Raw genomic sequence first — 26145 nt, 5'->3', positions numbered from 1 at the left:
TGTGACCATGCAAAAAAGTCACCGAGTATGGCTTGCCGTGCCTCTCGAAGAGAAGGACGACGCCATCAATGCCCACCCACGTCTCGACAATGGCAAGAAAGCCCTTGAATGGGACAATGAGCACAGGCTCTGGTATGCCAGACCAGGTGCCGACCTGAACAAGTTTGAACGATGGATGCCCCGTCCACATGAACTGTCAATGAATGCAGACGATCCGGTAACAGAGTTTGCACAAAAACTCGAAGAAGCAGGGTTGATTGTTAAAGGGTTGCCCGTGATGGACGGCAGCCTTCAGCGTGTACCGACGAAACAGGACAAGAAAGGTTCGAAAAGCGGAGCTTACAAGGCTTATCTGGACGGGCGCCCTGCCGGATGGTACCGCGATTATCGCAGTGCCGACGCTAAACCGACGCAGTGGGTGTTTTCAGGAGGTGGCGAGATGGATCCGCTTGCGCGTATTCATCTCCGTGCACACGCCCAGCAAACGCGTGAAGACAACGCCCGTGCTCTTGAGCAACAGTACAACCGCCAGGCGGAGTATGCTGCCCGATATGTTGACAGGTACCCGCAGGCCACTACAAACGGTTATCTGACCCGCAAGGGAGTAGAGGCTGCTCCGGGTATAAGAATCAACGATAAGCAAGAGCTGGTGATCCCCTTCAGCAACGCCCATGGCGACATCCGTTCTTACCAGCGTATTCCACTCACAGGAGGTAAAGACGCCCGCATCCTTAAAGACAGTGAAAAAACAGGTAACTGGTTTGCTTTGGGGACCCCGCAGAATGGACAGCCGCTGCTGTTTGCTGAAGGGTATGCCACAGCAGCTTCCATGCATGAGGCATCAGGTCTGCCGGTACTGATGACGATCGATGCGGGAAACATGATTGCCGTTGGCCAGAACGCACGTGCCGTCTGGCCTGACAGTACCTTTATTTTCTGTGCAGACAACGATCATCAGTTGAAGAATTCACAGACAGGACAACCCGAAAATAAGGGCATCCTCAGCGCTGAGAAAGCCGCAGAGCTCACGGACGGTAAGGTTATCGTCCCTGACTTTACCGAAGAGGAAAAAGCGCAATCGATGACAGACTTCAATGACCTCGATACCAGTCGGGGCAGAGAAGCCTTTCGCGAGCTTATCAACGACAGTCTTCGGTCTGCTGGCATCGACATCCGGACAGGCTACATACCCGACGCTGAACAATCTCTCTCACTACAGGACAAAAAAATGGAAAATCCGGAAAAAACGGTATCCGGGCAGACTTCACTTGCCCCGGACGAACCTGCCGTTATATCGGCTGAAAGTCACAGGCTGGATGAGCCAGAAAATCCAGTACCTCCCTCTCCGGCAGAACCAGAAATTATCGCTCCCTCCGAAGTGTTACAGCCCTATGAAGCCAGCATCAATGTGGCACCGGATGAGAGTAATTCTGCCCACGATGAGCAAGCACCCACGCTCCCAAGAGATGCTGACGTTTTAATTCCTGAAACACAGGGCAATACGGATGAGTCGCGCATGACCTTTTCCGCAGATACCGGGGAGAGTAGCCAGAGAGTTGTCGAAGCAGGATCGTCTGCACCCGTCCTGGAACTGGATGATTATGCAGACATACGGGCACAGATGGACGACCCACAGGTTGTTGAATGGCTGGACAGTCAGTCTGACGGATTGCCCCTTATGCCAGCTCCGGAACAACTGACAACCCATGAACAGCAGGAAACGGATAAGCAGGCAGTAAAACCTGAGGCGGCATTACATAATACAGACGCTGAGCCTCCAGTACCGGGCTCGTCAGAATTACCGATCCCTCCACACCCCTTCGAGGCCCCCTCAACCAGGCAAAAACAGGAACAGACACAGACTACCGGTGGGGAAGCAGACACGTCAGAGTTGAATCCGGACAGAGCGAAAACGGCAGAGAATGAGGTGAATGAAGCGGATGGGCTTGTCTACGGGCCGCGAAGACCGGAACCGCTTCAGCGAGAAGATCTGGACAAAATCATCAAAGCCCTGTCAACGGAAGAGCAGCGCGACAACACGGTGCTCTATCGCCTCGACGGAGAAGATGCCTTTCGCGATCTCGGTAATAGACTTGAAATGTGTAACGGCGCCAGTCAGGACAAACGAAGAGTACTCGCCGCGCTGGCCGTTGCATCACGCTTTTACGGCGGCGTGGTGGAACTCACTGGCAGTACAGAATTTAAAGAGCAGGCCATGTGGCTCATTATCGAAAATGACCTCGATATCCGCATGAAGTTGCCTGCGCAGCGCGCGCAGCTTGAGGCAATGCGGCAACAGATGGGGGCTTCCAGTGATTCCATCAAAACACACATTCCTACACCAGACCTGAACAGACAGACACCATCGCCTGACGCTGAACCGCCAGTGTCACCGGCAACAGTCGTCCCTGAAGCTGTTACCCCTGACGCTCCAGGCACACCAATGGCCCCCACATCACCAAATCCGACATCACAGGCACAGGCAGCTGCCGCAATACAGCCTGCCGTTTCACCCACTGGTGAGACAATAGCGTCTAAGACAGCCGACAGCATCAAGGTCCCTGAGATGCCCGCGGAGCCCGCCCCCTCCGCACTGAAACCAGGCCAGAGCGTCACGGCGGTACTCAAGAACTTTGGCGAAGCGATGTACGAAAATAAAGAGCAAAAGGGCAAGAGCTTCTTCATCGAGCTACAGAACCGTGGTGGAAGTCATACCTACTGGGGGCAGGACTTACAGGAGATGATCGCACACCACAAAACAGGCGATGTGGTAACGCTGACGCTCAATTCCCGAGACAGTTGGCATGTACCAGGTGAAGAAAAAGAACGCGTAAAAAATAACTGGTCATTGACGGCTGCCTCGACAGGTATTGCCGTGCCACACGATCGACCAGAGCAGGGGCAACCCCTTCAGGCTTTCCCGGTTGATACGTTCGGCCGTCTCACTCAGCAAATCCGTCAGGCCTGGCCCGAGTACACCACAGACCTGAAGCTCCCCCCCCGACTGGAGGAACGCCAGTTTTATCTGGGTGAAGACAGGCATCCAGTGAAGTCACCAGTAGCGGCGGCCAGCATTTCACCACCATCTACGGACGCACCAGACAGGCTGGTACCCGTCATGGCCTCTATGGACACACAGTCAAACCAGCTAGACCTACTGCTTGTACAGTCAGCGGGGGAACACTTGCAGGGTATGGTGCGACTGGATGGCACGCTGTATCCAGCACTGGCCACACCAACCACCGATAACAGTCAGCTGGTTATCAATGCCATCACCGACGACGGCCCCCGCTTTGCGGGTTACGGACAGGCGGTGAATTTTGAACCCGACGGCACCACCCGTGCCGCCCCTCAGCTGATGACGTTCCACCTGAAAGGTCGGGAAGACGACACACCACTTCCCGCCCGAATCTACTCACCGGAAAAACAGGCAGACACCCTATTCCAGCGTCTTGGCTTTGAACAGACCTGGAAACAATGGGATGACGCCCGAAAGCCGGAGGGCAGACAGGAAAAAGCACTTCATCAGGAACACTCCCACAGCCCCGGCCGCTGAGCCGATAAGGAGAGAGAATGCGATATTACATGCTTAAAGCCGGCCTTTTGTCCGGCTTCATGCTTTTTTCTGCCGCCGCTGCGGCGGCGACCTGCCGTGCAGGAAGTGCCGCCGAAACGGGTAGTCAGGCTGGTTATGAGCGGGCCAGGGCGGCCGCCACAGCCTGGGAACAGCGCGAAAGCAATGTCTCATCCTCCCTGCAGTCCTGTCTGTCCCGTATAAAGAACGTCAAGGTGACCCTGCCGCAATTCCCCGGCCTCGATGAAATCATTTCGCAACTGGAAAATAAGGTCTGCGAAGCAGCCCTGGATAAGGTCAACGAACAGATCCCAGACAACATCGACCCCTGGAAAAACTTCAACTCCTGAAACCTATGCCAAAACTAACTCAACCAGCCCCCCCTGCAAAGGGGCGGGCCTCCTCCCCTGCGGAGGATCCGCTGAACGACGCCGTGGAAATGATGATGACGGCAGAAAAACGCCAGAAAATGGCACCAGAGCTGATGAAGAGCAATCTCCTGCTGGGGAGTTGCCTGCTTATCAGCATAATCCTCAACGCCGGCTTGACCTGGGCCCTGATACAGCAGCCACGGGATTACTTTGCCACCGACAGCGGGCGCCTGGTTCGCCTGGCCCCCACATCCGAACCGGCATGGAGTCAGGACGATGCAATCGCCTTTGGCAGCAAAGCTCTGATGCGGGCCTTTAACCTGGACTTTGTTCACTATCGTGAACAGGTATCCTCCACAGCATCGCTGTTCTCTGAAGAAGGGCACGCCAGTTACATTCAGGCGCTGACCAACTCCAATATCTATGATGCCCTGAAGCGTGAGCGTATGAATCTTACCGGCTCCGTAGGGGCTGGTGTCGTCATCCGGCGTGGACGTCTGTCTGACGGAACTTGGTTCTGGACTATGCAGTATCCGGTACGTCTGCGTCTGGTTGGCCAGACGACCAGTAAACCAGAACAGCCATTTGTTTTCGAAATCACCATCCAGCGAGTAGATCCACGGCAGAAACCCGTCGGGATGGAAATCCGCCAGATGATCTCACGCAACGCTCCCCGCAACCTCTGAGGCTCCCGCCATGAAACTTCCTTATCTCATGATCACGCTACTGCTGTGTGGTCCGGCTCTCGTGGCCGCCGCTGACAATACTGGCTGGCAGGACGCCAGAACACCTGGTGCAACAACTGCAGCGTCAGTCCCGCAAGGTACTGAGCCGCAGACAACGGGCGTACCGGCTACCCGGATTAGCGGGGAACTCCCAGCCCCTGGACAAAGTTCTCCGCTGGTAGAAGAGGCGGCAAGCATGGACTCGCCTCTGTCAGCGGATGAGATACGTGAGCTGCGTCTGCGACTGACGGACAACGAGCGCTCAGTCAATGCCCCGATGATAAGCGTGGTTCCGCGCATCAGCTCACTAACGCTTAATCTTTCGCCTGGGGCCAGTATCCCACTGGTACGCACGGCCATGAACAACCAGAGTGTCGTCACCCTGACGGACATCAGTGGCGCACCGTGGCCACAGTCGGATCCGCCGATTAACGCCAGTCCAAAGAGTTTTGATGTGAAGTTCAATGCTGGTACCAACATGCTGGCGATAACACCGCTGCGCCCCTGGGCGGCAGGAAACATTTCCGTATATCTGAAGGGACTCGATGTCCCGATCATGATTAATGTTACAAGTGGTGAAACAGACACCCGCACGGCCAGCCAGGAGATCGACAGTCGACTGGATTTACGCGTCCCTCGCCTGGGTCCCGGCACTACAGCCCCAGGCGCGTCGGTCGATAAAATCGCACTCCACAGCACCACTTTGCAGGCCTTTCTGGATGGCACTCCGCCAGAAGATGCCCGTCGCCTAAAGTTCCAGGGCAACGTACCTGACACTGTCATCTGGCAAAGCGGGGACGACCTGATGGTTCGTTCCCGGGCAATGTTGCGCGATGAATTTGAACAAACGCTCTCTTCAGCGGACGGCACACATCTCTGGAAACTACCCGTCACCCCGTTACTGACCTTCTCAGTAAACGGGAAATCCGTTCACGTCACGCCGGAGCTTCAGTAATGAGCGCAGAACATGATGTCGGTAATAACGGCAAAAAACTTTTTTCAATAATCGGATTTGGAGCCCTGGTTTTACTGACCGCAGGTTACTGGTTAGTGTCATGGCTGACACACGACCCTTCAGGAAAGGATTCTGCCGTCAACCTTAACGGTACGGCATCAAGTGCCGTAACCACCACGACGGAAAGTCCGCGGTACCGTGAGCTCCTGAAAGCCTCAAACGATTTAGGCGCGCAAGAAGCCGCCAGGACCGATTCATCCTTTATCGCCAGTCTCCCGGTAGGCCTTGAAGTCACTGAACCTCCTCCGGATAAGGTGCCAGTAACAAAACCAGCATCAGAAGACCCGCCACGTACAGTGCCGGCAACATCTTCACGCCACCCGGAAAACACGGCCGGAGAAGAGCAAGCAAACGAGAAACGACAGGCACAGCTGCAGAAATTACTCACGCGAATCAGTGCCGCGCAGGCTGGCGGTGACGCACCGGTACTTGCCACTTCACTGGCAAGCATTACTCGGACATCCCCAACTACTGACGTGGGCAGCCGGACAGATGTAACAACTGGAACAGAAAACGCACAGGTCTTTATCCCTTCCCTCACTCGTGCGTCCGGTTATATGGAGACAGCAGTGGATTCGGATAACCCAAACTCGGAGGTGGTTGCGGTCATTCCTGCCGGGCCGCTGGCTGGCGCCAGACTTCATAGCTCATCCGTAAAACTTGCCGGCAATGGACTGGATATCAAGTTTACCAGTATGAGCTGGAACGGCATGGAGCTGAACGTCAATGCAAGCGCTCAGAGCGAGAAAAACCTGATGTCTTCAGTGGCCTCTGATGTTAACCATCGATGGGGAACTCACATCGTTCTGCCCGCTGTTTTGGGTGGTCTTGGTGATCTGGGTGGGCTGTACAAGGATGCTAACACGCAGGTCATGCAATCCAGTGTTGGTACCGTCACCGGTCGTGTGGGGAAACCTGACGGCAGTACAGTGGCTGGCGTAATGGTCGGAGGTACAGCCCAGACCGGCGCCGAAGTCATTAAGCAGGAGATGGCCCGTGAGCCGTTCCGGCAGGTCACAGTGAAGCAAAAAGAAGTGATCTCCATTCTCTTTGTTGACTCGGTTACTGCAGACGACATTGTCAGCAGCAAAAAAGCGGCACGCCCCGCTATCAGTAACACCGTATCAGCACCCGCAGCTGCAGAGCAGCAAACCGAAAACCGCCTGCAGGAAGCCATCGCGCGCCGCCAGGCTGAAATCCGTCGTCAGTATGGCGATACCGTACCCGTGAGGAACAATGATGAATCAGCAAATTGACACACCTGAAGAAGAAGCGCTGGAAAACGAGGATGATTTTGGCGCGCCAGATCCCCGTGAGAAACCGCCGTTCTGGAAGCGAGAACTGCTGCTTGGCTATTCTCTGCCGTGGCTTCTCGGGATAACGCTTCTGGCAGTGGCCAGCCTCTGGTACCTGTTCGGTCCGTCACTGTCATTTACTAATAATACGCCGTCTGAAAGCAGCTTCAGTGAGGTTGAAAATACGCTCGACGGTGCATCGCCTGGTGCGGTTGAGACTATTTCGCACAAGTCAGCCCCCATCCCCGCTGCGCAGCCGACGGCACAAACTTCCCCCCCCATGGCCCAGGGCGACGCGGCGAGCATGATGACGGATATCCGTGACGAGCTGAACGACCGCGATCGAAAGATAAATGACTCCCTGACGTCGCTCAAAGACAGCGTTACCCGTCTGTCTGATGCAATCAAGCGGGATGAGGCCTACGCGGTAGAAACGCGATCTCAGCTTAATGACCTGACACAAAAGCTGGCTGTGCTGGAAACCAAGGCAAGCTCCACTGAGCCATCAAGACCTTCTTCCCAGACCAAAAAACGGCAGACAGCCAGTGCTGTTTCGGGCATGAAAATCATGTCGCTGGAAGCGGGAATGGCGTGGATTAAATGGCAGGGAAGTACTTGGTCAGTCCGGGAGGGGGACTCGCTGGGTAACGTCACTATTCGTCAGATTGATCCCGCAACTCGATCTGTAGTGACAACAGGAGGGACCCTGCGCTAATGGCACTGGATGCCATCACGCTAATAGAGAACTTGGCTTCAGGCATCTTCACCTCTGGACTGGATTTACTGTTCAGCTGGTCCGAGATGATTGGTTTTTTTGGCCTCATCGCACTTCTGGTTCGGCAACGTTCCAGTCGAGGCCCCCTGGCTCCGGGCAAGTTCGCTATTGGCCTTTTTTCCTGTGCAGCACTGGTATCTCTCCCCTCCATCATTAATGCCAGTGGTGCGCAACTCGGCTTTGGCGCTACATCTTTTGATGCGATCGCTTATGTGCAGCCCGCCACATACGGCGTTGCTGCTGGGGCTGCTAACGCCGTCCTGTCCCTGGTTCGGCTAGCAGGGGTGGGATTTGTCTATGCGGCACTCGATATGTTTCGACGTTCAGAACTTGAGGGGCATACCGCGCTCAGTTCAAGCGAAAGTATTCGTGCCGCGACAGTAAAACTGATGGCTGGCACAGCTATGGTCTTTTCACCTCAGCTCATCGATGCCGCACTCGCAACTCTCGGACTCGCTTTCTAACACCACACGTTTTTTTATAAACCAAGGAGACACCATGTCACTTTTCCGTGCTATTTCCGCGCGTATCTATGCCGTTGTTATTTTCTGCCAGCTGACCATGATGAAGTTCCGTGAGCGAATGATTCAGGGGCTGTGTGCCCTGGTCACGTTCCTGTTACCCGGTATGGCCTTCGCTGATGGCGATCTCGCAGACATGCTTAGTAGCGCCGCTGCCGGTGCTAAAAGCGGTAAAACTTCCGGTCTGGAAATCGCTCAGGCAATCGGCGTATTCATCTTCATCGGTTCCCTGCTGGCTTTCAAAAAAGTTGGCTCCAACCCGCAAATCACTGTCGGCCGCTGCTGTGCAGGTCTGGCTATCGGCGGTCTGCTGGCTGTCGTCCCTGAAGTAATGAGCCGTACTCAGAAACAGCTTGGTACCAGCTCCGTCAACATCAGCTAACTACAGGGAAAGGGTCGGTGTGTACCGACCCTTTCAGGAGTAAACAATGAGCACAAAGAAAAAAACACCTGACCTTCCGTGGCTCCATCCACTTCCGGTACCTGATGTTGTCCATACTACAACCCCATTACTTCCTCCCCCCGAGAGGGTTTCAGGGGGACGCTGTTTTTGCTGCAGTGCTGACATGAAACATCTGTTTGTGTTACCTGAATCCCTGCCATTAACCAGACTTGCGGAAGACGCGCAGGATGCAGAAGCCAGACTCGTCAGAGCGAAAGACACGCTGGCTCAGCTGGAGTCCCGCTCCACTCCGCAGGTACCGAGCGAATATGAGAAATATACGCGGGCACTGAAAGCCGCACGAACCGGGATGCAGCACGCATCACTTGCCGCCCGCCGCCTCGCTTTGCGCCACATACCCACAGCACTTCTGACCGACTCCTGTCTGCTGTCTGACACTGAACATGCTGAGTTTGAACGGCTCACTCTGCCGTTTAACCTCTGTTACATCTGCCATGCCTGGCATGCCCTTAACGGGTTTGCTGCTGCTCAGGGGGTAATGGTCTGGCTACCGGACCTGCACCCACGTAATGTCGTTGCCCTGAACCGAAAAGCCCTGCAGGCCGTCTTCAGCAACAAACCTGGAAATATTCGGGAAGGTCGACGGGTGCTGTCGGAACTGACCCGGCATCGATTTCCTCTGGAGGAACGCTTCGGAGGTTGGCGCCCTGCTGATTATGCAGATGCGCTAAAACGATTCCCCCCAGTAATACGCGATGAAATGCGGCAGAAAATGAATGGAGTGGCGTTGATCCTGACGCCGGACTCAGTAACGGACAGTGACGTGCTGTCAGACGCTCCGCAGACAAAAAACTTATCGTCGCTGTCCCCTGGTACCACTGTCACGCAACACTGACGCGCACCTCATCACGCAGATGCGCCCAGAGAAGCGCCGCGCTTAACAATACACGCCATCCTGGTGGAGTCTTCACTGCTATGAATATCAACCGCCTTGTCTTCGCCATTGAAGACGTTATGAACACCTTTTCCCGTTTCGCCGTCTCTGCTGACTTTGTCGACTATTGCGACATTCGCACAGTGATTGGTCTGGACAAACAAGACCTGGAGCTCAGACCCTGGCTGGAAGCGCCTTATATTGGCGTTACCCATCATGGCTATTACCTTTCGGTATTCGAGATTTCCGGGGCATTGCGTGAACTGTCAGAAACAGCTGCAGCCGACCATCCGGATGCGTTTGAAGGAATGATCGCGCACCTCGCTTCCACACTCAGCACCACATGGAAAAATATTGGACACAAGTTGGCCTTCATTTTTGAACGTGACCCGGAAAAAGGGCGTGACGAAGTCAGCGCCATGATCGCCCCGCAAAAGCGTTCCATTCAGCACATCGGCATCCAGTTGGATGACCTGCTCAATGAAAAGGTGAACGTAATATCCCCATGGCTTGTCCGTGAGCGATGCTGGCTAGCCGTCTGGAGTTCACCGACCCTGGTGAGCCATCAGGAAAGAACCGATTTCAACGCTACCGTTCGGACCATTCAGGATAAAGCGCCTGTCACGCGTTTTGGCCAGGAGCCCTGGCGCTGGCAAATGTCTGGTCTTAAGATCCGGCATGACAGCTTTATCACCACACTTGAAAAGGCGCTCGTACGCGGCGGAGACGGCTTGCTTGTTCGCCTACTCGACGTGCCTGAGTTCTGCAATGAAATCAGACGTGAAACAGCGCGCAACAGCACATCAGTAGCATGGCGCCCGGCGCTACCTGGGAAGGCCGCGCCATCGGGTACGCTTCAGGAGGGTGACGCCACGGCTCTGCTTGCTCCCTTCCTGAATCTTCAGGTATTTGGCTGCACACCGAAAACAGAAAATAATCTGGTATATGCAGAGGGGCTGTGGCACGGCATGGTAGCCATAACGCTGCCGCCTCAGCACCCCAGCCCCTTCAATGAACTGGTTAAGCTGGTTCCACGTGCCGTTCCTTGGCGTATACGGATCGATATCATGCCAGGCGGGATGAAGGCACTGGGCTGGAAAAAAACTGTTTCATCATTTGGACAGTTTATTCCCTCTATTCGTCCGCTTTATGACGCTTTCACACAGCTGGCTGCAACGGATGAACGCGATCCGGTTTGCGTGATGACCATTGTGGCTTCCACCTGGGGGCGTTCCCGAGAAGCATGCTCCCGTAATCAAATGCTGCTTGAATCAGCGTTGCAGGGCTGGGGAGTATGTAACACAACCACGACGTTTGGCGATCCCCGCAGGGGGTGGGTCAATACCATGCTGGCCGCATCAGCAGGCTCAGGTCCCGTTCCGCTTTATCCGCCACTCTCCCATGCGCTTTCTATGCTGCCCTTTAACCGACCGGGTACCGTCTGGCGCGGGGAGGGTAATCTGATGCTGCACACGGAAGACGGATGCGCCTGGGAAGTTGGACTGGGGTCTTCTCGCCAGAACAAGCACACCGAGCTTGCCCCTGGCGATTCAGGCCTGGGTAAGTCGGTACTGATTAATACCCTGACGGAAATACAGGTATCTTCCGCTCAGGTTTCACTTCCTTATGTGGCGCATATCGATAAAGGATTCAGCGCTATGGGATTGATACAGCTGATACGTGACAGTCTGCCGGAGGAACGCAAGGATGAAGCCGTCGGTATCATTCTCAGTAATGATCCGTCCAAGTCTCGTAATGTATTCGATATCCTTTATGGTGCCCGTAAGCCAGTAACGCCTGAGAAGCAATTTATCGCGTCCATGTTGACGGCATTCTGTATTGAACCCGATAAAGGGACGCCCCCTAACCCGACAGATACCCGGCAGATAGTAAATCGCCTGATTGATCTGGCGTATGACATGCGCAGTAGTGTTGAGCCGAACATGTTCCGGTCAAACGTAGAACCTGAAGTGGATGAGGCACTGGAGTTATCCGGATTGAGGGATGAACACGATCAGGATTGGTGGACGGCGACGCCATGGTACGAAGTACGTGATCTCCTGCATGAACGTGGACAGTTATCCGCAGCTCAGCGGGCGCACTATCAGGCTGTACCAGAACTCGCTGATATGCCGGCTCTACTACGAAGTGAGGTAATTCAGGAGAGTTTTGGCAGAATACAGCGTAACGGCTCACAGGAGCCCCTGGTGGAGTACATTGAGCGTTGCATGATTCAGGCCCGGCAGGACTATCCGATGATGGCCAGCAGGACTCGCTTCGCGCTGAATCCGAACACACGCATTATTGCCGTAGACTTAAACAATGTCGCCGGCGATAAGACTCCGGCAGGCAGACTGAAAACAGGCATCATGTTCCTCTTTGCTGGGCACATAACAGCAGGTGATTTTACGCTTCCACAGTACCAGGAAGAGATATTGAAAACGCTGCCGGAGGCCTATCTACCGGGCATTATGCGGCGTATCAACCAGCTCGACAGCGAAATGAAAACCAAAATCTACGACGAGCTACACAACGTCAAGGGTATTGATTTCATTTTCGAAGCGCTGGATACACAGGACAGGGAACAGCGTAAATTTGGCATCCGCACGGTGCTGAGTACCCAGTTTCTCACCGACTACCCTAAAAGCCTGCTCGACTCTGCCAACACCCTCTGGTTGCTGCGCTTCCGTCAGGAAGACATTCCCCTTTTACGGGACAGCTTTAAGATCCCCGAACACAATCTTCATGCATTCTTGCGTATGCCAGCCGGTCCGGCTGCAGACGGCAGTGGCGTACCGATGCTGTGTATGATGCGCACGACCCAGGGGACGCTGGCAAGGATTGTCCGGTTTACTCTCGGCCCGCTGGAGCTGTGGTCGCTTAACTCAGACAAAAAAGACGGCGCGCTACGCCGAAATCTCTCCGTGACGATCGGCACTGCACGCGCCCGCCAGTTGCTGGCGGAGAAGTTTCCTCGCGGGTCTGCAAAAAAACTTATTGAGTACAGAGAGCGTAACAGTGGCGTCCGCGGCGATAAGGGCGTTATCGAACTGATGGCAGACGAAATGATTAACGAACTGGGGTATGACCTTTGATGTGTTCCATTCATCTGACGCCACGCTGCCGCCGCCCGGTAAAGGGTCAGGTCAGACTTTCCCGCCTGATGATTGATGTTGATGGTGTGGAGTTTGTACTACCGTCGCGACACTTCCGAACAGATAGCGCAGTGAACTCACGAGCTGTGTACGCGACCGATCGTCGGGCAGGAGAAGAAGCCTGTGGCCTGCTTCTTGCGCTTAACGCTCAACCACGCCAGCTGGTCACGACGGCCATCTGGCAGGTAAATGAACCAGGCGAACCGGTGCGGGAATCGCGTCATGTGGTCCAGTGGCTGCTGCCTGAAGCTACAGGGACGGTGCTAAGTGATGATACCTGGCTATGGCCGGAGTGGTCAGATACCCCACAGCTCAGCCCGGGAGACTGGCCGGTACTGGATATCACCCCTTCAGCTCACGCTCGCATCGCGCGTCGTGGGCTGACAATCATAGACACCCGCAGCCGGGAAGGACGAATCAGCAGACGCTTTCAGACCTTCCCTCTGGTAGCCCTCGCTCCCGGCACACAGTCAACCCGCCTTCCTGACGTGTTTACCCCACTCGAATAAACGGAGAATTTCATGATACAACGTCATCTCCCTGCGCTGGCGCTGGCCATCGCGTCCAGCCTTCCCACCGTTGCCAGTGCTTTAACGGTCAACGTAAACTCCAGCGTTCCGATTACCACTCAAGTCCTGCCTGAGATGGCCACCATCCAGGCAACGCTGGTCGAAATACTGCAGATGCAGCAGGCCACCGGCACTGCCATCACACAGAATGCTGACAAGATCGGTGCCCTGATCAATCAGGATGGGCAGGCCACCCGTCAGCAAATGATTTTCAACAATGAAACCCAACGTCTGGAAGAAGCTCGACAGAGTTTCTCGGTCCCGGATTCAATCTGCAGTGATTCTGCCTCCGGCGTGGCAGCACAAAGTAAAAGTGCGTCAGGCAGCACCGCGTCAAAACTGTCATCCGGCAAAGGTGTTTCCAGTTCAGCAGTGCGTAAAAGGATTTCCACTGCATCAGAGGAACAGGCACGCGATGCTTTTGACGGTGCGAACGTACATGCTGCGTACTGTACGGCAGCAGAATATGACCGCTTTGGCGGGACTGGTATCTGCCCTGCCGTTAGCCAGATGCCTGGTGGTGACAGCCAGGTACGCTCTATCTATGGCGGTGCAGGACCAGAGGGGCTGGCACCGGCACTTTCCTGGTCACAGGAACAAACCGACGCCGCAATGGCCTACATGAAAAACACGTCTCGCCCATCGGCAGGCCGTACGCCAGGAAAAGGTGAAGTCAGTACCGTAACAGGACGCACGTATGTAGGGTTACTCAACGAGTACAACGGTATTATCGATGCCGCCTCTGAGCCTCAGCTCTCGCTGATTGCTGACAGTAAGCCCAGCGAAACAACCCGTGATGCTCTGAAAGAAGCACTACAGTCACCTTCCGCAGCTCAGTATTTTGATGATGTGGCTTCTCCGGAGGCGAAAGCAAAGGGCTACATGAGCCAGCGAGAATTTGAATCGTTTGAGGCCGGGCGTCGATATGCCAATACAGCATATTTGTCCGATCTGCAGCAAATGGACGGGGATAACCTTACGCGTGAACTCATCCGCACCACGGCCCAGATGAACTGGCAACTTAACGACATTAAGGAGTTGCTGAGAAAAGGGAACGTCATCGACGGCCAGCTTCTTGCCGCATTTGCCCGTCAGTCCTATGCCCCGCGCCTGAAACAACTCGAATCTGCTATGAACCAGGGAGCAGCCAAATGACATCTGAAAAAACAGTCACCCCGAAAAAAGGACTCCCCGGTCGTATCACCCGCGGATTGCTGAGCATATTTCTGCCCCTGCAGGAAACGAAGTGGTTTCTGCGATCAGCCCGACACATGACATCACGTAATCTGGAGCGAATGCGTGATGCCTTTCCGGAGCTCAACATCGACGACGAACCGCCAGCATCTCCTGACTGGGAAAAAGCCGTTGCTGAATCCGGGTGTACCCCCGAACAACTCGATAAGGGGTATGTTAGCCAGCGCCGGCGCTGGCGAGTGTTGTTCTGGCTTATGGCTATACCAGTTCCGCTTGCAGCACTAACGCCATTCATTATCGGTGGGAGTATCACTGCACACCAGATCAGCACCTGTGTAGTACTGTTTTCCGGCGCTGGCGTGGCGTGGTCAAAAGCACTAATCGTTACCTACCGATTGTGGCAATTACGCAACCGACGCGTGAGTCTTGCTGAAGGTGGCACCTTCCAGCATTTCAGGAAGGAAACACATGCCGTACGAGATGCCATTCTCGGAAAATAACGGCTCTCCTCTGTCTCCCATCGCCATCCCGGCATTCATGTTTTATCCGGAGTTACCGTGAAAAATTTCTTTCGTGCGCTTTGTGCAGGGCTGCTTATACCTGTTATCCCGGCACGCGCAGGTGTCACTTACGATGACATAGTATCTGCCGCGACCAATGCACAGGACCTCTCCCGACAGGCTCTGGTCACTATTTTCGGCGACGTGGTGCTGGATCCTCTTGCCGCCGGTAGTACCACGATGATCGGGAATCTGTTTGCTCTGTTTAATGGAATTATCGCCGTACTTGCCGTCGTGTGGTTTGTGATTATTGGACTAAAACACATCAATAAAACGGGGCATCAGGGAAAGGTATTCAGTGGGGATCGCGATATCACCAGCACGCTAAGCACCGTTTCGGGATTTATGATGATTATCCCAACCGCCAATGGCTGGAGCATGTCACAGCTCATCATCCTCTGGGGCGCATCGATTATGGGCGTGGGTTCAGCCAACCTGATGGTATCCAAAGCTGCAAGCGATATTGCCAGCGGCTACTCCCTGACGGTTCAGCCCACACAGGCCTCGACCCGCACTTCTGCACGCGGCATTTTTGAGATGCAGTTGTGTAAATACGCGATCAATACAGCGCTGGACGATTACAGCAGCACGGCCAGCTCGACCACTACCAGAATGACGGAAGAATCAGGTTCGTCTGGAGGGAATTATACGTATCGGGTCACAAACGGCAGTGCTGTATGTGGTACGGCAACGATACCGGAACAACAGAAGTCGGACTCATCGTCTGGATCCGGCAGCTTCTTTAACCCCTTCAGTAACAGCGACACCCGTGAAGTCGTGGATGCACAGAACAAAGCTATGGAAGCAATGATTCAGGATATGGATAGTGCGGCCAGCGAGTTTGTTACAGGATTTATGAATAAGCGAACAAACGGTAACGGCACACTCCCGGATATCGAAACCCGTATTCAACGAGCTGCCAGCAACTATGAACAAACGGTACAGCGCGCGTTGCCAGCACAGAGTGAGCAAAATGGCATTCAGGATGCAGTCAGTAATTACCTCGAAACATACGGCTGGGCGGCTCTCGGCGCCTGGTATCAGACTTTTGCAACGGCTAACCAACGCCTGACTGAAGTTGCCAGTCGCGCGCCGGCGACCAGTGGGATGTCCTCTCTTGGTGAAATGGGCAGCGGAGATCTGTTCAGTGCGGTAATGAGCGCATACAGAACTCAATTGCAGAATTCGAGTTACAGTCCAGCGTTGGGGACCACTATCTCAAACGATGAGCAAACGGCAGTAGATGGTAATGACCCAAATAGTTATTTCATGAAAACTGTCGCCGGGCCTATGCAGAGGTTAACCAATTTCTTAGCAACTTCATTAAGTGGAACAGGTTCTGTAAATGGACAAGTGAACCCGCTTATTAAGATGAAAAATGTTGGTGACTACACGCTGGGAGCTGCCGAAGGCACATTAACTGCTTACACCGCTGTTCGAATCATTGCAGCTGCGGGGGAAGGAAGCCTGGTAGGTAAAGCGCTTGATTTATCCACCGGCACAGTTAGCGGGATTAATAAAGGTCTGGATGCTATATCTCCAGCAGTATACTTCCTTCTGTTACTCATGTTCACGGCTGGGTTTACCTTATCAATCTACTTACCATTTATCCCGTTCATTTTCTGGATGACAGGGATTGGAAACTGGATTGTCAGCGTTCTTGTTGGCTGCGCTGCTGGCCCTCTGTGGGGAGCTACGCATCTGGGTACATCACAGGATCGAGGTAGCCGCGCAGCATACGGTTACATCTATTTGATCGACACCATGATACGACCAACCCTGATGGTATTTGGATTCTTTTTCGCATCTGTCGCGATTATTGCTGTAGGTACAATCTTACACGCATTGTTCGGAGCCGCCCTTGTCAACGTCCAGGCAAACTCTTTGACCGGTGTTTTCAGTCTTGTTGGATTCTTAATGATTTATGCCCGTCTGTGTACAGCTCTAGTATCCAGTATGTTTGCATTACAGGCATATCTACCTGACTACGTGATTTCATTCTTGGGCGGAAGGGATGCAGCTAATACCCTTGGCAGCATGGCTGGCTCAGTAAAAGATATGTTTGTAGCAGGGGGGAGAAATATACGCCATACGCCTGGAGTTAATACGAAGGCCATGAATGGCCCCGGTGAAGCAAATAACGACGGAATTAAAAGTTGAGATGTGGACATCTATCCAGTAGTGCTATAATATTGAGTGAAAATCTAAGGAGGGTTAACTGTGAAAGATAGATTCCCTAAATGGTGGCTTCCATATTATGTAGTCAGAACTCTTTTTTTGCGGTTTGGGGTTATTACATTGGCTTTACTTGCTCCGTTATTTACTCTATACGTAGCAAGTGGGGACTATGTTACTGGAAGTGACTATGTTTTTCTCTTTAGCCTTTGGTTTATGCTGTTCGCTCCATTCATCATAAATTACGGAATAGCGAATAATCGCAAAAAAAAGATTTTTGCTGTTATTGAGAAAATCAAGGAAACAGGACTTTTCAAGCCGGAAAGTAACTCTGAAGGCTGGCTCTTTTGGCAGAGTACCTACCTGGGTTTCGACTTTCAGAAAGGAACGTTTTTGTACGTCCGAATCTACCCAGGCAACGTCATGGATGTCATTGGCTTCGATGCATATAGCCTGACACGTACGGAAGTTGAAGATTCTAAGTTGCGTCTGTTCACAAAGTTCACATCGCTGCCGATGATTCCTATCGATACCGGTGCTGCATCCAATATTGCTAACCATTTGCATGCAATGAACAATAAAGGATACAGCTATGACTTTAACTTCAATGATGTTGTGAATAAAAAACGTGCCGAGATAGAAGCCCTGACAGGACTGCCAGTTCCCGTTCTTGCCTGAAAAACATCTACTACCCTCCAATAAATAGCCGGTTTAATTACCGGCTATTTTTATTAACGCAGATCATTGCACTAAATATTCACACTAAAACAGCTAATAATGATAAATGGCACACTACCCCCTCCTTATTGACTTTCGCCCTAATAAAGGAGATCCATATCAGATCCACAATAATCTAATATTTAATCAATCAATATAATATCGCCTGCCGTAGTAACCAGAAAATATCTTTACTGACTTTCCGTAAGCTCAGCCACTAATGCCCTCTTTTATTCAATTAGCCTTCATCGTTTTTATTTAGGGAGCTTTTTCATGACATCCGCTCGCGCGGGAACGACTGACCCGCTTGAATTTCTCAGTGCCCTCGCCATCCTGGGCATTATGGTTCTGCTTGTCGCATGGCTGTACCTTCCCGAGTTTGTGTACTGGTCATGTTTCATTTTGCATATCCTATGGGGTATGGCTGACTTTGGACCTTTCCACACCTGGGCCGCACCGCGCTATAACCTGTTGGCAGTCACCGCCAATAATGCCGAATACGTTACGTACGATCAGTGGATCAACGTGATGGAGCAAACGACGGGGATCTTGATGATATTCCTCATTCCTCTGTCCACTGCGTCCCTATGGAGCTGGTTACGCCATCCGGCCCGCAACTGGCAAACACGACGGGTACTCAACATCAGTACGCTGCCGTTCGCCATGGAAGCCATTTCCCCTGCAATTGCACCCATCCTTAGTGAGGGAGACACCACTCGCCTCCTGCTGGATAAACGTCGTCCGGAAAGACGTCCGGCACAAAGTCCAGAGGGTTTCGCAGAAGAGCATAAACTCATCAGCAACATGCAGCTCGATGTTGCCAGCTGCCGGGCTGTTTTCATGGCACAGCTGGGGCGCCCGCTGAATGGATGGAAAAGCCTCGCTCCACACGAAAAAGCGCTGTTCGCAATCTTCGGGCTTCAGTTCTTCCTGGACGATCGCCCGGCAGCGAAAGCCTTGATGGATGAACTGAACCGGTCCTGCCGTCTCAAAAGTCGACGTGATAAGGGGAAATTCTCAGTACCGGTCTATGCACTGGCCAGAACCGCCTTTAAGCGCGTCATCCAGAGTGAAGGTGCGAAACAGTGGTTGCATGAGCACCGTTACGTCAGAAGTGGCCTGGTCTGGCTGTACGCACATGATTTACGGCTGACACCGCCTAACTGGTTATGGCTCAAGGGAGTGGACCGCACCCTCTTCTATGCCCTGCACCGGGCAAACACCACCAAAGGATTTATTGAAGGAGCGGGTATCGTCGCCGTCACCCGCACCGAAAGTGAGGCTATCCGACTCGGATTGCCTTGTCCGCAAGCCTGCGTCGATGAAGCCATTGAGGGACTGCGCATAGATATGCTGTCCCTGGGGCTAATCTGGGACGAACCTCAGCCAGACCGCGATCGCAAACGTCGCATCCGGACCAACTGGTCACTAACGGAAGATGTCATCTCTCGCCCGGGAGGCGACGACGATTCCATCTTCTGAAAATCCGCACCTTTCTAACACTAATTAACTTACAGTCTATCGGAGTCTCCTTATGTCGCAGGAAAGTACCTACACCACCTTTCGTTTTAACGACACCATTGTGGTTTTACATCAACACGGGCACGGCGTTCCGCAGGCCCTGCTCATCTTCCGAGAACCACAGCGCATGGCCATTCATGATAAAAAGCTCATTGCCTTTTATGCGTATTCAACAGAAGCCGTGACGCTTCTTGATGACCCGATGCACAATGCGGTCGAAGTCTTCAACACCATAGCAATGCAACTCAAAACTCAGAACAAGGTAGCGATAAAACGGCGAATTAAAGCCCTTGCCTTGTTTGTTGGCGGTGCGCTGATCGCTTCTTCGTTATGGCTAATGGGAACAGGCAACCATTCCTCACTCATTGTTGGTAGCACTGAAGTGACGGCCCCCGCAGGGCCTGACACGATTCCCTCTGTTAAGCCACGGCAGACTGCAGCTCTTCAGGGACAACCCAAAATGACTGTTCCGCCGGCGACTGGCAATACAGTCAGCCAGGCTGCGCAGGCTGAATCCAACAACATGCAGAATATTATGAAGGAAAGTCATAAATCTTTACCGGACTCCCCTTCTGAAGCACTGCAGACAGCAACGGCACAGGTAATACCGCCCACTCCAGTAAAAACAGAAGCGACGGAACAGTCAGCACGACAGAAGATGGTAGACATCCTGAAGCGCAGTACCGATCGCGGTCTGTTTACCATCCAGCTGTCAACCGGCCATGAACGTACGCTGTATGCATTCCTCGATCCAACCTGTGCTGTCTGCAGAAGTATGGAGCCGGCAATCGAACAACTGGCACAGCATTACAACGTGGTTATTTTCCCTGTCTCAGTTGTCAATGACGGCGGCGATGCCGTAGAGAAGATCGTTCCGGTATTGTGCGAGAAGGACCAGACAGCGCGTGCTGTAGCATGGAGCGAGCTTTTCCGACCGGACGCAGGTTTGCAGGTTCCGGGTAAGGCAACACCTCCACTGATTAGCTCAGACTGTTCAACGTCGGCTCAAGCCGTTGTGGCCGTAAACGATACAGGTTTCCGCACATTCGGTTTTTCAGGTACGCCGACAGTACTGACTGACTCAGGCATTCGCCTGGCAACAGGCATGCTGGACGCACCGGATAAAATTGCTCACTTCTTGAAAATTACCGATCCAATGTCATCAGAACAGGTTGACCGTTTTGTGAGTTCCCTCAGTATCCAGGAGTAACCCATGAATAATACGCCCGTTAATCAGGCGCTCATGAAGCGCAATGCCTGGAACTCCCCTGTTCTTGAGCTCATGCGAGACCACCTGCTATATGCTGGAATTATGGCAGGGAGTGTGGTGGCGGGATTTATCTGGCCACTCGCCATACCGCTTTTGCTTTTGCTGGCCATCGTGGCCAGCATCAGCTTCGGTACCCACCGCTGGCGTATGCCAATGCGAATGCCTGTCCACCTTAATAAAGTAGACCCCTCTGAAGACCGGAAGGTACGACGCAGTCTGTTCAGAGTGTTTCCCTCACTGTTTCAGTATGAAACAACGCAGGAAAGCATAGGTAAAGGGATATTCTACATGGGCTATAAGCGAATGAATGATATCGGACGCGAACTGTGGCTCACCATCGATGATCTGACACGGCATGTGATGTTCTTTGCTTCGACCGGTGGCGGGAAAACCGAAACCATCTATGCGTGGATGCTCAATTCATTTTGCTGGGGACGGGGCTTCACCTTTGTTGACGGCAAGGCGCAGAACGACACGGCGCGCACCTGCTACTATCTGGCCCGCCGCTTTGGGCGTGAGGATGATGTGGAGTACATCAACTTCATGAACAGCGGCATGTCCCGTAGCGAGATGATCCAGAACGGAGATAAAAGTCGGCCGCAGTCTCACCAGTGGAACCCCTTCTGCTATAGCACTGAGGCCTTTGTTGCTGAGACGATGCAATCAATGCTGCCGACCAACGTACAGGGTGGAGAATGGCAGTCCAGAGCGATTGCCATGAACAAGGCGCTGGTCTTTGGTACAAAGTTTTACTGTGTCCGTGAAAACAAAACCATGTCATTGCAGCTGCTGCGCGAGTTTATGCCATTGGAAAAACTGGCCGGGCTTTACTGCCGTGCCATAGATGATCAATGGCCAGAAGAAGCTGTCTCTCCCCTCTATAATTATCTGGTTGACGTACCGGGTTTCGATATGGCCACCGTGCGACAGCCTTCAGCCTGGACAGAAGAGCCGCGCAAGCAGCACAGCTACCTGACGGGTCAGTTTCTGGAAACCTTCAACACCTTCACCGAAACGTTCGGCAATATCTTCGCTGAGGATGCCGGCGACATCGATATTCGCGATAGTATTCACAGCGACCGCATCCTCCTGGTGTTGATCCCGGCCATGAACACATCTCAACACACAACCTCTGCACTGGGGAGAATGTTTGTTACCCAGCAGAGCATGATCCTGGCCCGCGATCTTGGACACAAGCTGGAGGGACTGGACTCCGAAGCCCTCGAAATCACTAAATACAAAGGCCAATTCCCCTACATGAATTATCTCGATGAGGTGGGAGCCTACTACACTGAGCGTATTGCCGTTCAGGCTACGCAGGTACGTTCCCTGGAGTTCGCGCTAATCATGATGAGCCAGGACCAGGAACGCATTGAAAACCAGACTTCGGCGGCCAACGTCGCAACCCTAATGCAGAACGCCGGCACCAAAGTCGCCGGAAAAATCGTGAGTGATGATAAGACGGCAAGAACAATCAGTAATGCAGCAGGACAGGAAGCCCGGGCGAACATGGTCAGCCTGCAGCGGCAGGATGGTATCATTGGCACCTCCTGGATCGATGGCGACCACATCAATATCCAGATGGAGAACAAAATCAATGTGCAGGATCTGATTAAGCTGCAGCCTGGGGAGAACTACACGGTATTTCAGGGCGATCCGGTACCCGGAGCTTCCTTCTACATCGAGTCTCAGGACAAAACCTGCAATGCGCCCGTCATTATCAATCGATACATCACGATTAATCCACCGAACCTTAAGCAACTACGTAAACTTGTCCCACGAACCGCGCAGCGCCGTCTTCCTGCACCGGAGAATGTCAGCAAAATCATTGGTGTTCTGACAGAAAAGCCGTCGCGTCGGCGTAAGGCGTCCAGATCTGAACCCTGGAAGATAATCGACACTTTTCAGCAGCGTCTGGCCAATAGACAGGAAGCGCACAACCTGATGACAGAATATGACATGGACCACAGCGGACGGGAGGAAAACCTCTGGGAAGAAGCGCTGGAGATCATCAGAACCACCACTATGGCAGAACGAACAATCCGGTACATCACGCTCAATAAGCCTGAATCGGAATCGACCGAAGTAAACGCTGAGGAAATTAAGTTGGCACCAGATGCAATATTGAGGACGCTGACACTCCCGCAACCAGCTTATGTTCCTCCAGCCAGGTATCGAAACGAGCCATTTATCTCTCCAAAACTGCCTGGTTCACAGCACCCAGATATGGAGTGGCCAGAGTGATAAATAAAAAAATTGTCGTGTTTCAGGAACCGCTGCCGATAAACAAAATGATATAGCACAGAAGGAAATGAAATGAAGAAGCTACTGTTTGCCGCCCTCTTTGGTTTTTCATGCATTGCCGCTGCAGCGCCCCAACCCGTTGTAGACACCGATGCCGTGGCGCAGCTAACTGAAATCCGCAACATCCTCCTCACGAACCAGCAGAAGGTGTACGCCTGTTCCGATGGCGAAAAGTTTTATACAGTCGGGCTGCAGATAAAACATGACGGTTCGGAATACAAATGTGTTTTAAAGAATGACCACGCGGAATGGGAAGTAGTCCCACGCATTGCATTTAATTAAAAAAGGCCGCGAAAGCGGCCTTTTTTTTTCTGCCATGTGGTCAGAGGTTCTCCCGACTCCCGATTGTTTATAACGGTGAAGGTGGCTTCCAGTTTGACCCTGGTTCATTACGCTCATGTTCCGGATTACGGCCCTGATCCGCCATTTCGGCAAAGCGCATCTCGCTTTCAACACGTACCTGGTCGATGTCCGGCCGCGAGATCTGGTATTCACCGTCATCACGGTGGTTAATGTTGTGCCATGCCACCATTTTGGCAAATGCTGTATTGAACTGCTCATTATTCCCTTCCGGTGCCATCGCGACGGTAGAAGAACGGCTAAAGAGCACCGGCGCTACCTTGACCATATCCATCTTGAGCGCATCATAATCGCCGGTGTTTCGGAAAATTACCCTGTCGCCATAGTCGGTACAAATGTGACGACCGGTCTCCGGGTCACGGAACTGGACGCGTCCATTTTTCTTCAGTGAAGCCTGCAGACCAGGAACACCGGAATACATCGGCGTGCCTCCAGGCTCACAGATTACAACACATCTGCTGTCTGTCGTGGATTTCACCGCATTACCACGACGATCCCTGTAATCCCATCCTCTCAGCTGCGATATCGCAGCCTTGTCACCTTTCACCGCTTCAGCTTCCACCCACTGTCGGTAAGACGGCGGATACCATTTTCCCTGCCCGATAAGTTCAGCTCGTTCAGCCTTCATGGCTTCTTTAAGCGTAATTAGTGCCTGCATGCGCTGAAGCTCTGCAATATGATAATGCAGCTTCCTGACCAGAGGGTCACGATGTTCGATGCGGATGCGCGCTTTACGCATCCTGCATTCGTCATGAATCACCTGGTAACGTTCACGTCCATGCAAATCAGGCCGCTGCCAGTTAGCCCGCCATGCTGCATAACGGGCTTTCAGATCTTCTCGCGCAGCTGCACGCGCTTCACGACGCTGGCGACGCAATTCAGGATCACGCTTCATACCAGGAATATCGCGGTCGCTCACGGCCAGTTCCGGATTGTAACGGCTAACTGGCTTAATACGTTCAAAGATGTCTGCCGGCACCGAAACAAACGAACCAGCATGAGGTTCCGCACGCGCAAGCGTCAGATCAGGATGAACGTGGCTGGCCTTTACAGGGGTCTGTTCGTGATTGTAAGCGTCCATCACGACCAGTCCCTGCTGCTCGCGCATCAGAAGTAATCCCTGACGAGCCAGTAGCTCATGACAGCGTTCCCAGGAAAATTGTTTACTGCCGATAAGCATCTCAATGTCCTGACGGCAGTGTGAAACCGCATAACCCCAGAGGCTTTCCTTATCAGAGAAAATCTCACGTTTCAGCGCTCCCTGCGGGCCCGAACCTGTTCGCAGTTTTCGCCATTCCCGATCGGATACTGAGGTGGCTTCCAGACCGCCGCCGGTGAACTGTTCCGCAGGGGGAACCTGCTGGAAAATGTCTTTCGGTACCGGCTGCCAGCCTCCTTTATACGAGTCCAGAATAGCCTTCGTTAGTGCAGGCCACACACGTTCCGCCCTGACAGGTGTGCGCGCTGGGTCATACCCGTCACAGATAACCAGACGGTCATGCTGTTCTTTCAGATACAGTCCAGACTGTGCCAGAAGCGTATGCACTGACTGTATGGTTCGCTGCGTTGGATCCTGATCAAGTGCAATCAGCGACGCTCGTAAACGTGCGGTCGCATAGTCCGATAAGGATTCTTTCTCTGTCATCCGTTCAGGTCGAGACGGCATAATAATCTTGTCTGGTTCATAGCGGCCGACAGCCGGAACTTGCGAGAAAATGTCCTGTGCAGGGGGAACAAACTCGCCCAGTTTACGAGTAAGTTTATCGGTATCAAAAGCATGACCAAACGCGGAAAGCGTAACACCAGGACGTTCACTGTCCCACCCATCCTTCACTTTTAGCTCGCCGCTATCCTTTGTCAGAAACAGACCTTCTTTCGCAAAACGCTGATGGAGAGAAGACCAGTCGGTAACAGGTGACTCCCGTAGACCAGCTATTGCCGTGTCAGCGATATATTCTCTCAGGCTCTGATTACGATCACGTTTCCATGCACTTTGACGATCGCGTTCAACAGAAGTACGACGAACAATACGATTATCAGGGGCAATCACATAGCAGCCATTGTCTGGCGAAAAGCCATGTTTGAGCTCCAGCTCACGACAGGCCTTACTCAGTTTTTCCTGGCTGTAAGCAAGACGGTTAAGATAACCAGTCTCCGGATGTACGCGGTTTACAGCGATGTGAACGTGGAGATTATCCGTGTCAGTGTGAACGGCAGCAACGAACTGATGGCCGACTAAACCGAGACGGGAAAGTGTATGGCTGACCGAATCGTAAATCTGTTCCGGGCGTGGGCTTTCATGAGATTGCCAGCTCAAAATATAGTGGAATACAGGGTCGCTTTTGTTATGGGAAAACTTCGCTTTACGGGCGGAGAACTCCATTTCTTCTGCTGCACTTTCAATTGATGTGCAGTTGTGGAAACAGGTCACACCGTAAAAATTCACCCATTCCCCGCCGTCAGGCATCACGTCAACCAGCGAGATAAACGACTCATCGCGCAGCTTAGTGGCGTAGTCAACCAGACGGGAAAAGCGACTGCTGTGTGGCATTTCTGGCTTTGTACCGGAAGCTTTCACGGCTTCCATTAAATCATCATCGCGCGGTTCATCACGAACAGAAACGTACGACACCAGGTCCCCAAAGGAGGACTTGCCGTCTTGTCGTTTCGGTGGAATAACCGGGATCATGATGTTGTACTTTTCTCC

Annotated in this window: 20 protein-coding genes; 19 read left to right on the top strand and 1 reads right to left on the bottom strand. The window is 53.0% G+C overall.

Annotated elements, in window-relative coordinates; genetic code table 11:
- Positions 1-7: 7 nt before the first annotated feature.
- From ACWKXX_RS20880 to ACWKXX_RS20790, 19 genes are all read left to right on the top strand, one after another.
- Positions 8-3556 carry an LPD7 domain-containing protein gene (locus ACWKXX_RS20880; RefSeq protein WP_454540874.1) on the top strand — a complete coding sequence of 1183 codons (3549 nt, stop codon included), beginning with the start codon at positions 8-10 and terminating at the stop codon, positions 3554-3556.
- Between the two features lie 17 nt (positions 3557-3573).
- Positions 3574-3924, top strand: coding sequence for a hypothetical protein (locus ACWKXX_RS20875; RefSeq protein WP_048210070.1), 351 nt, complete (start codon positions 3574-3576; stop codon positions 3922-3924).
- Positions 3925-3929: 5 nt separating this feature from the next.
- A complete protein-coding gene (locus tag ACWKXX_RS20870) occupies positions 3930-4631 on the top strand; it encodes a DotI/IcmL/TraM family protein (RefSeq protein WP_172689576.1) in 702 nt (233 codons plus the stop codon).
- 10 nt (positions 4632-4641) lie between these two features.
- Positions 4642-5625, top strand: a complete 984-nt coding sequence (locus ACWKXX_RS20865; RefSeq protein ID WP_172689577.1) for a DotH/IcmK family type IV secretion protein — start codon at positions 4642-4644, stop codon at positions 5623-5625.
- Positions 5625-6941: a conjugal transfer protein TraO gene (traO, locus tag ACWKXX_RS20860; RefSeq protein WP_172689578.1), complete on the top strand. Its 1317-nt coding sequence runs from the start codon at positions 5625-5627 to the stop codon at positions 6939-6941. Before ACWKXX_RS20865 ends, traO begins: the two co-directional genes overlap by 1 nt.
- The gene (gene traP, locus ACWKXX_RS20855) at positions 6925-7695 is read left to right on the top strand and encodes a conjugal transfer protein TraP (protein ID WP_435977165.1); all 771 of its coding nucleotides are present in this window, start codon (positions 6925-6927) and stop codon (positions 7693-7695) included. Before traO ends, traP begins: the two co-directional genes overlap by 17 nt.
- On the top strand, positions 7695-8219 hold the full coding sequence (gene traQ, locus ACWKXX_RS20850; protein WP_172689580.1) for a conjugal transfer protein TraQ: 525 nt from the start codon (positions 7695-7697) through the stop codon (positions 8217-8219). The genes traP and traQ overlap by 1 nt, the downstream gene beginning before the upstream one ends.
- Positions 8220-8253: 34 nt before the next feature.
- Positions 8254-8658 (top strand): DUF6750 family protein, encoded by a 405-nt coding sequence (locus ACWKXX_RS20845; RefSeq protein ID WP_172689581.1) that lies wholly within the window; start codon positions 8254-8256, stop codon positions 8656-8658.
- A 46-nt stretch (positions 8659-8704) separates the two neighbouring features.
- Positions 8705-9574 carry a conjugal transfer protein TraT gene (locus tag ACWKXX_RS20840; protein ID WP_454540873.1) on the top strand — a complete coding sequence of 290 codons (870 nt, stop codon included), beginning with the start codon at positions 8705-8707 and terminating at the stop codon, positions 9572-9574.
- An 80-nt stretch (positions 9575-9654) separates the two neighbouring features.
- On the top strand, positions 9655-12708 hold the full coding sequence (locus ACWKXX_RS20835) for an ATP-binding protein (RefSeq protein ID WP_172689582.1): 3054 nt from the start codon (positions 9655-9657) through the stop codon (positions 12706-12708).
- A 131-nt stretch (positions 12709-12839) separates the two neighbouring features.
- On the top strand, positions 12840-13277 hold the full coding sequence (locus tag ACWKXX_RS20830) for a hypothetical protein (RefSeq protein WP_454540872.1): 438 nt from the start codon (positions 12840-12842) through the stop codon (positions 13275-13277).
- Positions 13278-13289: 12 nt separating this feature from the next.
- On the top strand, positions 13290-14492 hold the full coding sequence (gene traW / locus ACWKXX_RS20825) for a conjugal transfer protein TraW (protein ID WP_048210062.1): 1203 nt from the start codon (positions 13290-13292) through the stop codon (positions 14490-14492).
- Positions 14489-15031: a conjugal transfer protein TraX gene (traX, locus tag ACWKXX_RS20820; protein ID WP_053070179.1), complete on the top strand. Its 543-nt coding sequence runs from the start codon at positions 14489-14491 to the stop codon at positions 15029-15031. The genes traW and traX overlap by 4 nt, the downstream gene beginning before the upstream one ends.
- 57 nt (positions 15032-15088) lie before the next feature.
- Complete coding sequence (locus ACWKXX_RS20815) at positions 15089-17251, top strand: DotA/TraY family protein (RefSeq protein WP_332942497.1); 2163 nt, start codon at positions 15089-15091, stop codon at positions 17249-17251.
- A gap of 60 nt (positions 17252-17311) precedes the next feature.
- Positions 17312-17944 (top strand): plasmid IncI1-type surface exclusion protein ExcA, encoded by a 633-nt coding sequence (gene excA / locus ACWKXX_RS20810; protein ID WP_172689584.1) that lies wholly within the window; start codon positions 17312-17314, stop codon positions 17942-17944.
- A gap of 312 nt (positions 17945-18256) precedes the next feature.
- Positions 18257-19465: a secretion/conjugation apparatus DotM-related subunit gene (locus ACWKXX_RS20805; RefSeq protein ID WP_172689585.1), complete on the top strand. Its 1209-nt coding sequence runs from the start codon at positions 18257-18259 to the stop codon at positions 19463-19465.
- A 52-nt stretch (positions 19466-19517) separates the two neighbouring features.
- Positions 19518-20714, top strand: coding sequence for a thioredoxin domain-containing protein (locus ACWKXX_RS20800; RefSeq protein WP_172689586.1), 1197 nt, complete (start codon positions 19518-19520; stop codon positions 20712-20714).
- A gap of 3 nt (positions 20715-20717) precedes the next feature.
- On the top strand, positions 20718-23018 hold the full coding sequence (trbC, locus tag ACWKXX_RS20795) for an F-type conjugative transfer protein TrbC (RefSeq protein WP_332942498.1): 2301 nt from the start codon (positions 20718-20720) through the stop codon (positions 23016-23018).
- Positions 23019-23090: 72 nt separating this feature from the next.
- Positions 23091-23360 carry a hypothetical protein gene (locus tag ACWKXX_RS20790; RefSeq protein ID WP_172689588.1) on the top strand — a complete coding sequence of 90 codons (270 nt, stop codon included), beginning with the start codon at positions 23091-23093 and terminating at the stop codon, positions 23358-23360.
- A 67-nt stretch (positions 23361-23427) separates the two neighbouring features.
- Here the strand turns inward: ACWKXX_RS20790 and ACWKXX_RS20785 are convergent, their stop codons facing one another.
- Positions 23428-26127 (bottom strand): relaxase/mobilization nuclease domain-containing protein, encoded by a 2700-nt coding sequence (locus tag ACWKXX_RS20785; RefSeq protein WP_454540871.1) that lies wholly within the window; start codon positions 26125-26127, stop codon positions 23428-23430.
- Positions 26128-26145: the final 18 nt, after the last annotated feature.

The organism is Enterobacter sp. UPMP2061, from assembly GCF_053709615.1.
This window is presented reverse-complemented; position numbering and strand designations above follow the sequence as displayed.

Excerpts from the sequence above, each read along its gene's own strand:
- ACWKXX_RS20840 (WP_454540873.1), top strand. The coding sequence starts at position 8,705 with ATGAGCACAAAGAAAAAAACACCTGACCTTCCGTGGCTCCATCCACTT.
- ACWKXX_RS20870 (WP_172689576.1), top strand. The coding sequence starts at position 3,930 with ATGCCAAAACTAACTCAACCAGCCCCCCCTGCAAAGGGGCGGGCCTCC.
- traQ (WP_172689580.1), top strand. The coding sequence starts at position 7,695 with ATGGCACTGGATGCCATCACGCTAATAGAGAACTTGGCTTCAGGCATC.
- ACWKXX_RS20800 (WP_172689586.1), top strand. The coding sequence starts at position 19,518 with ATGTCGCAGGAAAGTACCTACACCACCTTTCGTTTTAACGACACCATT.
- ACWKXX_RS20785 (WP_454540871.1), bottom strand. The coding sequence starts at position 26,127 with ATGATCCCGGTTATTCCACCGAAACGACAAGACGGCAAGTCCTCCTTT.
- trbC (WP_332942498.1), top strand. The coding sequence starts at position 20,718 with ATGAATAATACGCCCGTTAATCAGGCGCTCATGAAGCGCAATGCCTGG.
- ACWKXX_RS20875 (WP_048210070.1), top strand. The coding sequence starts at position 3,574 with ATGCGATATTACATGCTTAAAGCCGGCCTTTTGTCCGGCTTCATGCTT.
- ACWKXX_RS20835 (WP_172689582.1), top strand. The coding sequence starts at position 9,655 with ATGAATATCAACCGCCTTGTCTTCGCCATTGAAGACGTTATGAACACC.
- ACWKXX_RS20805 (WP_172689585.1), top strand. The coding sequence starts at position 18,257 with ATGACATCCGCTCGCGCGGGAACGACTGACCCGCTTGAATTTCTCAGT.
- ACWKXX_RS20790 (WP_172689588.1), top strand. The coding sequence starts at position 23,091 with ATGAAGAAGCTACTGTTTGCCGCCCTCTTTGGTTTTTCATGCATTGCC.
- ACWKXX_RS20880 (WP_454540874.1), top strand. The coding sequence starts at position 8 with ATGCAAAAAAGTCACCGAGTATGGCTTGCCGTGCCTCTCGAAGAGAAG.
- traX (WP_053070179.1), top strand. The coding sequence starts at position 14,489 with ATGACATCTGAAAAAACAGTCACCCCGAAAAAAGGACTCCCCGGTCGT.
- ACWKXX_RS20865 (WP_172689577.1), top strand. The coding sequence starts at position 4,642 with ATGAAACTTCCTTATCTCATGATCACGCTACTGCTGTGTGGTCCGGCT.
- traO (WP_172689578.1), top strand. The coding sequence starts at position 5,625 with ATGAGCGCAGAACATGATGTCGGTAATAACGGCAAAAAACTTTTTTCA.
- traW (WP_048210062.1), top strand. The coding sequence starts at position 13,290 with ATGATACAACGTCATCTCCCTGCGCTGGCGCTGGCCATCGCGTCCAGC.
- traP (WP_435977165.1), top strand. The coding sequence starts at position 6,925 with ATGAATCAGCAAATTGACACACCTGAAGAAGAAGCGCTGGAAAACGAG.
- ACWKXX_RS20845 (WP_172689581.1), top strand. The coding sequence starts at position 8,254 with ATGTCACTTTTCCGTGCTATTTCCGCGCGTATCTATGCCGTTGTTATT.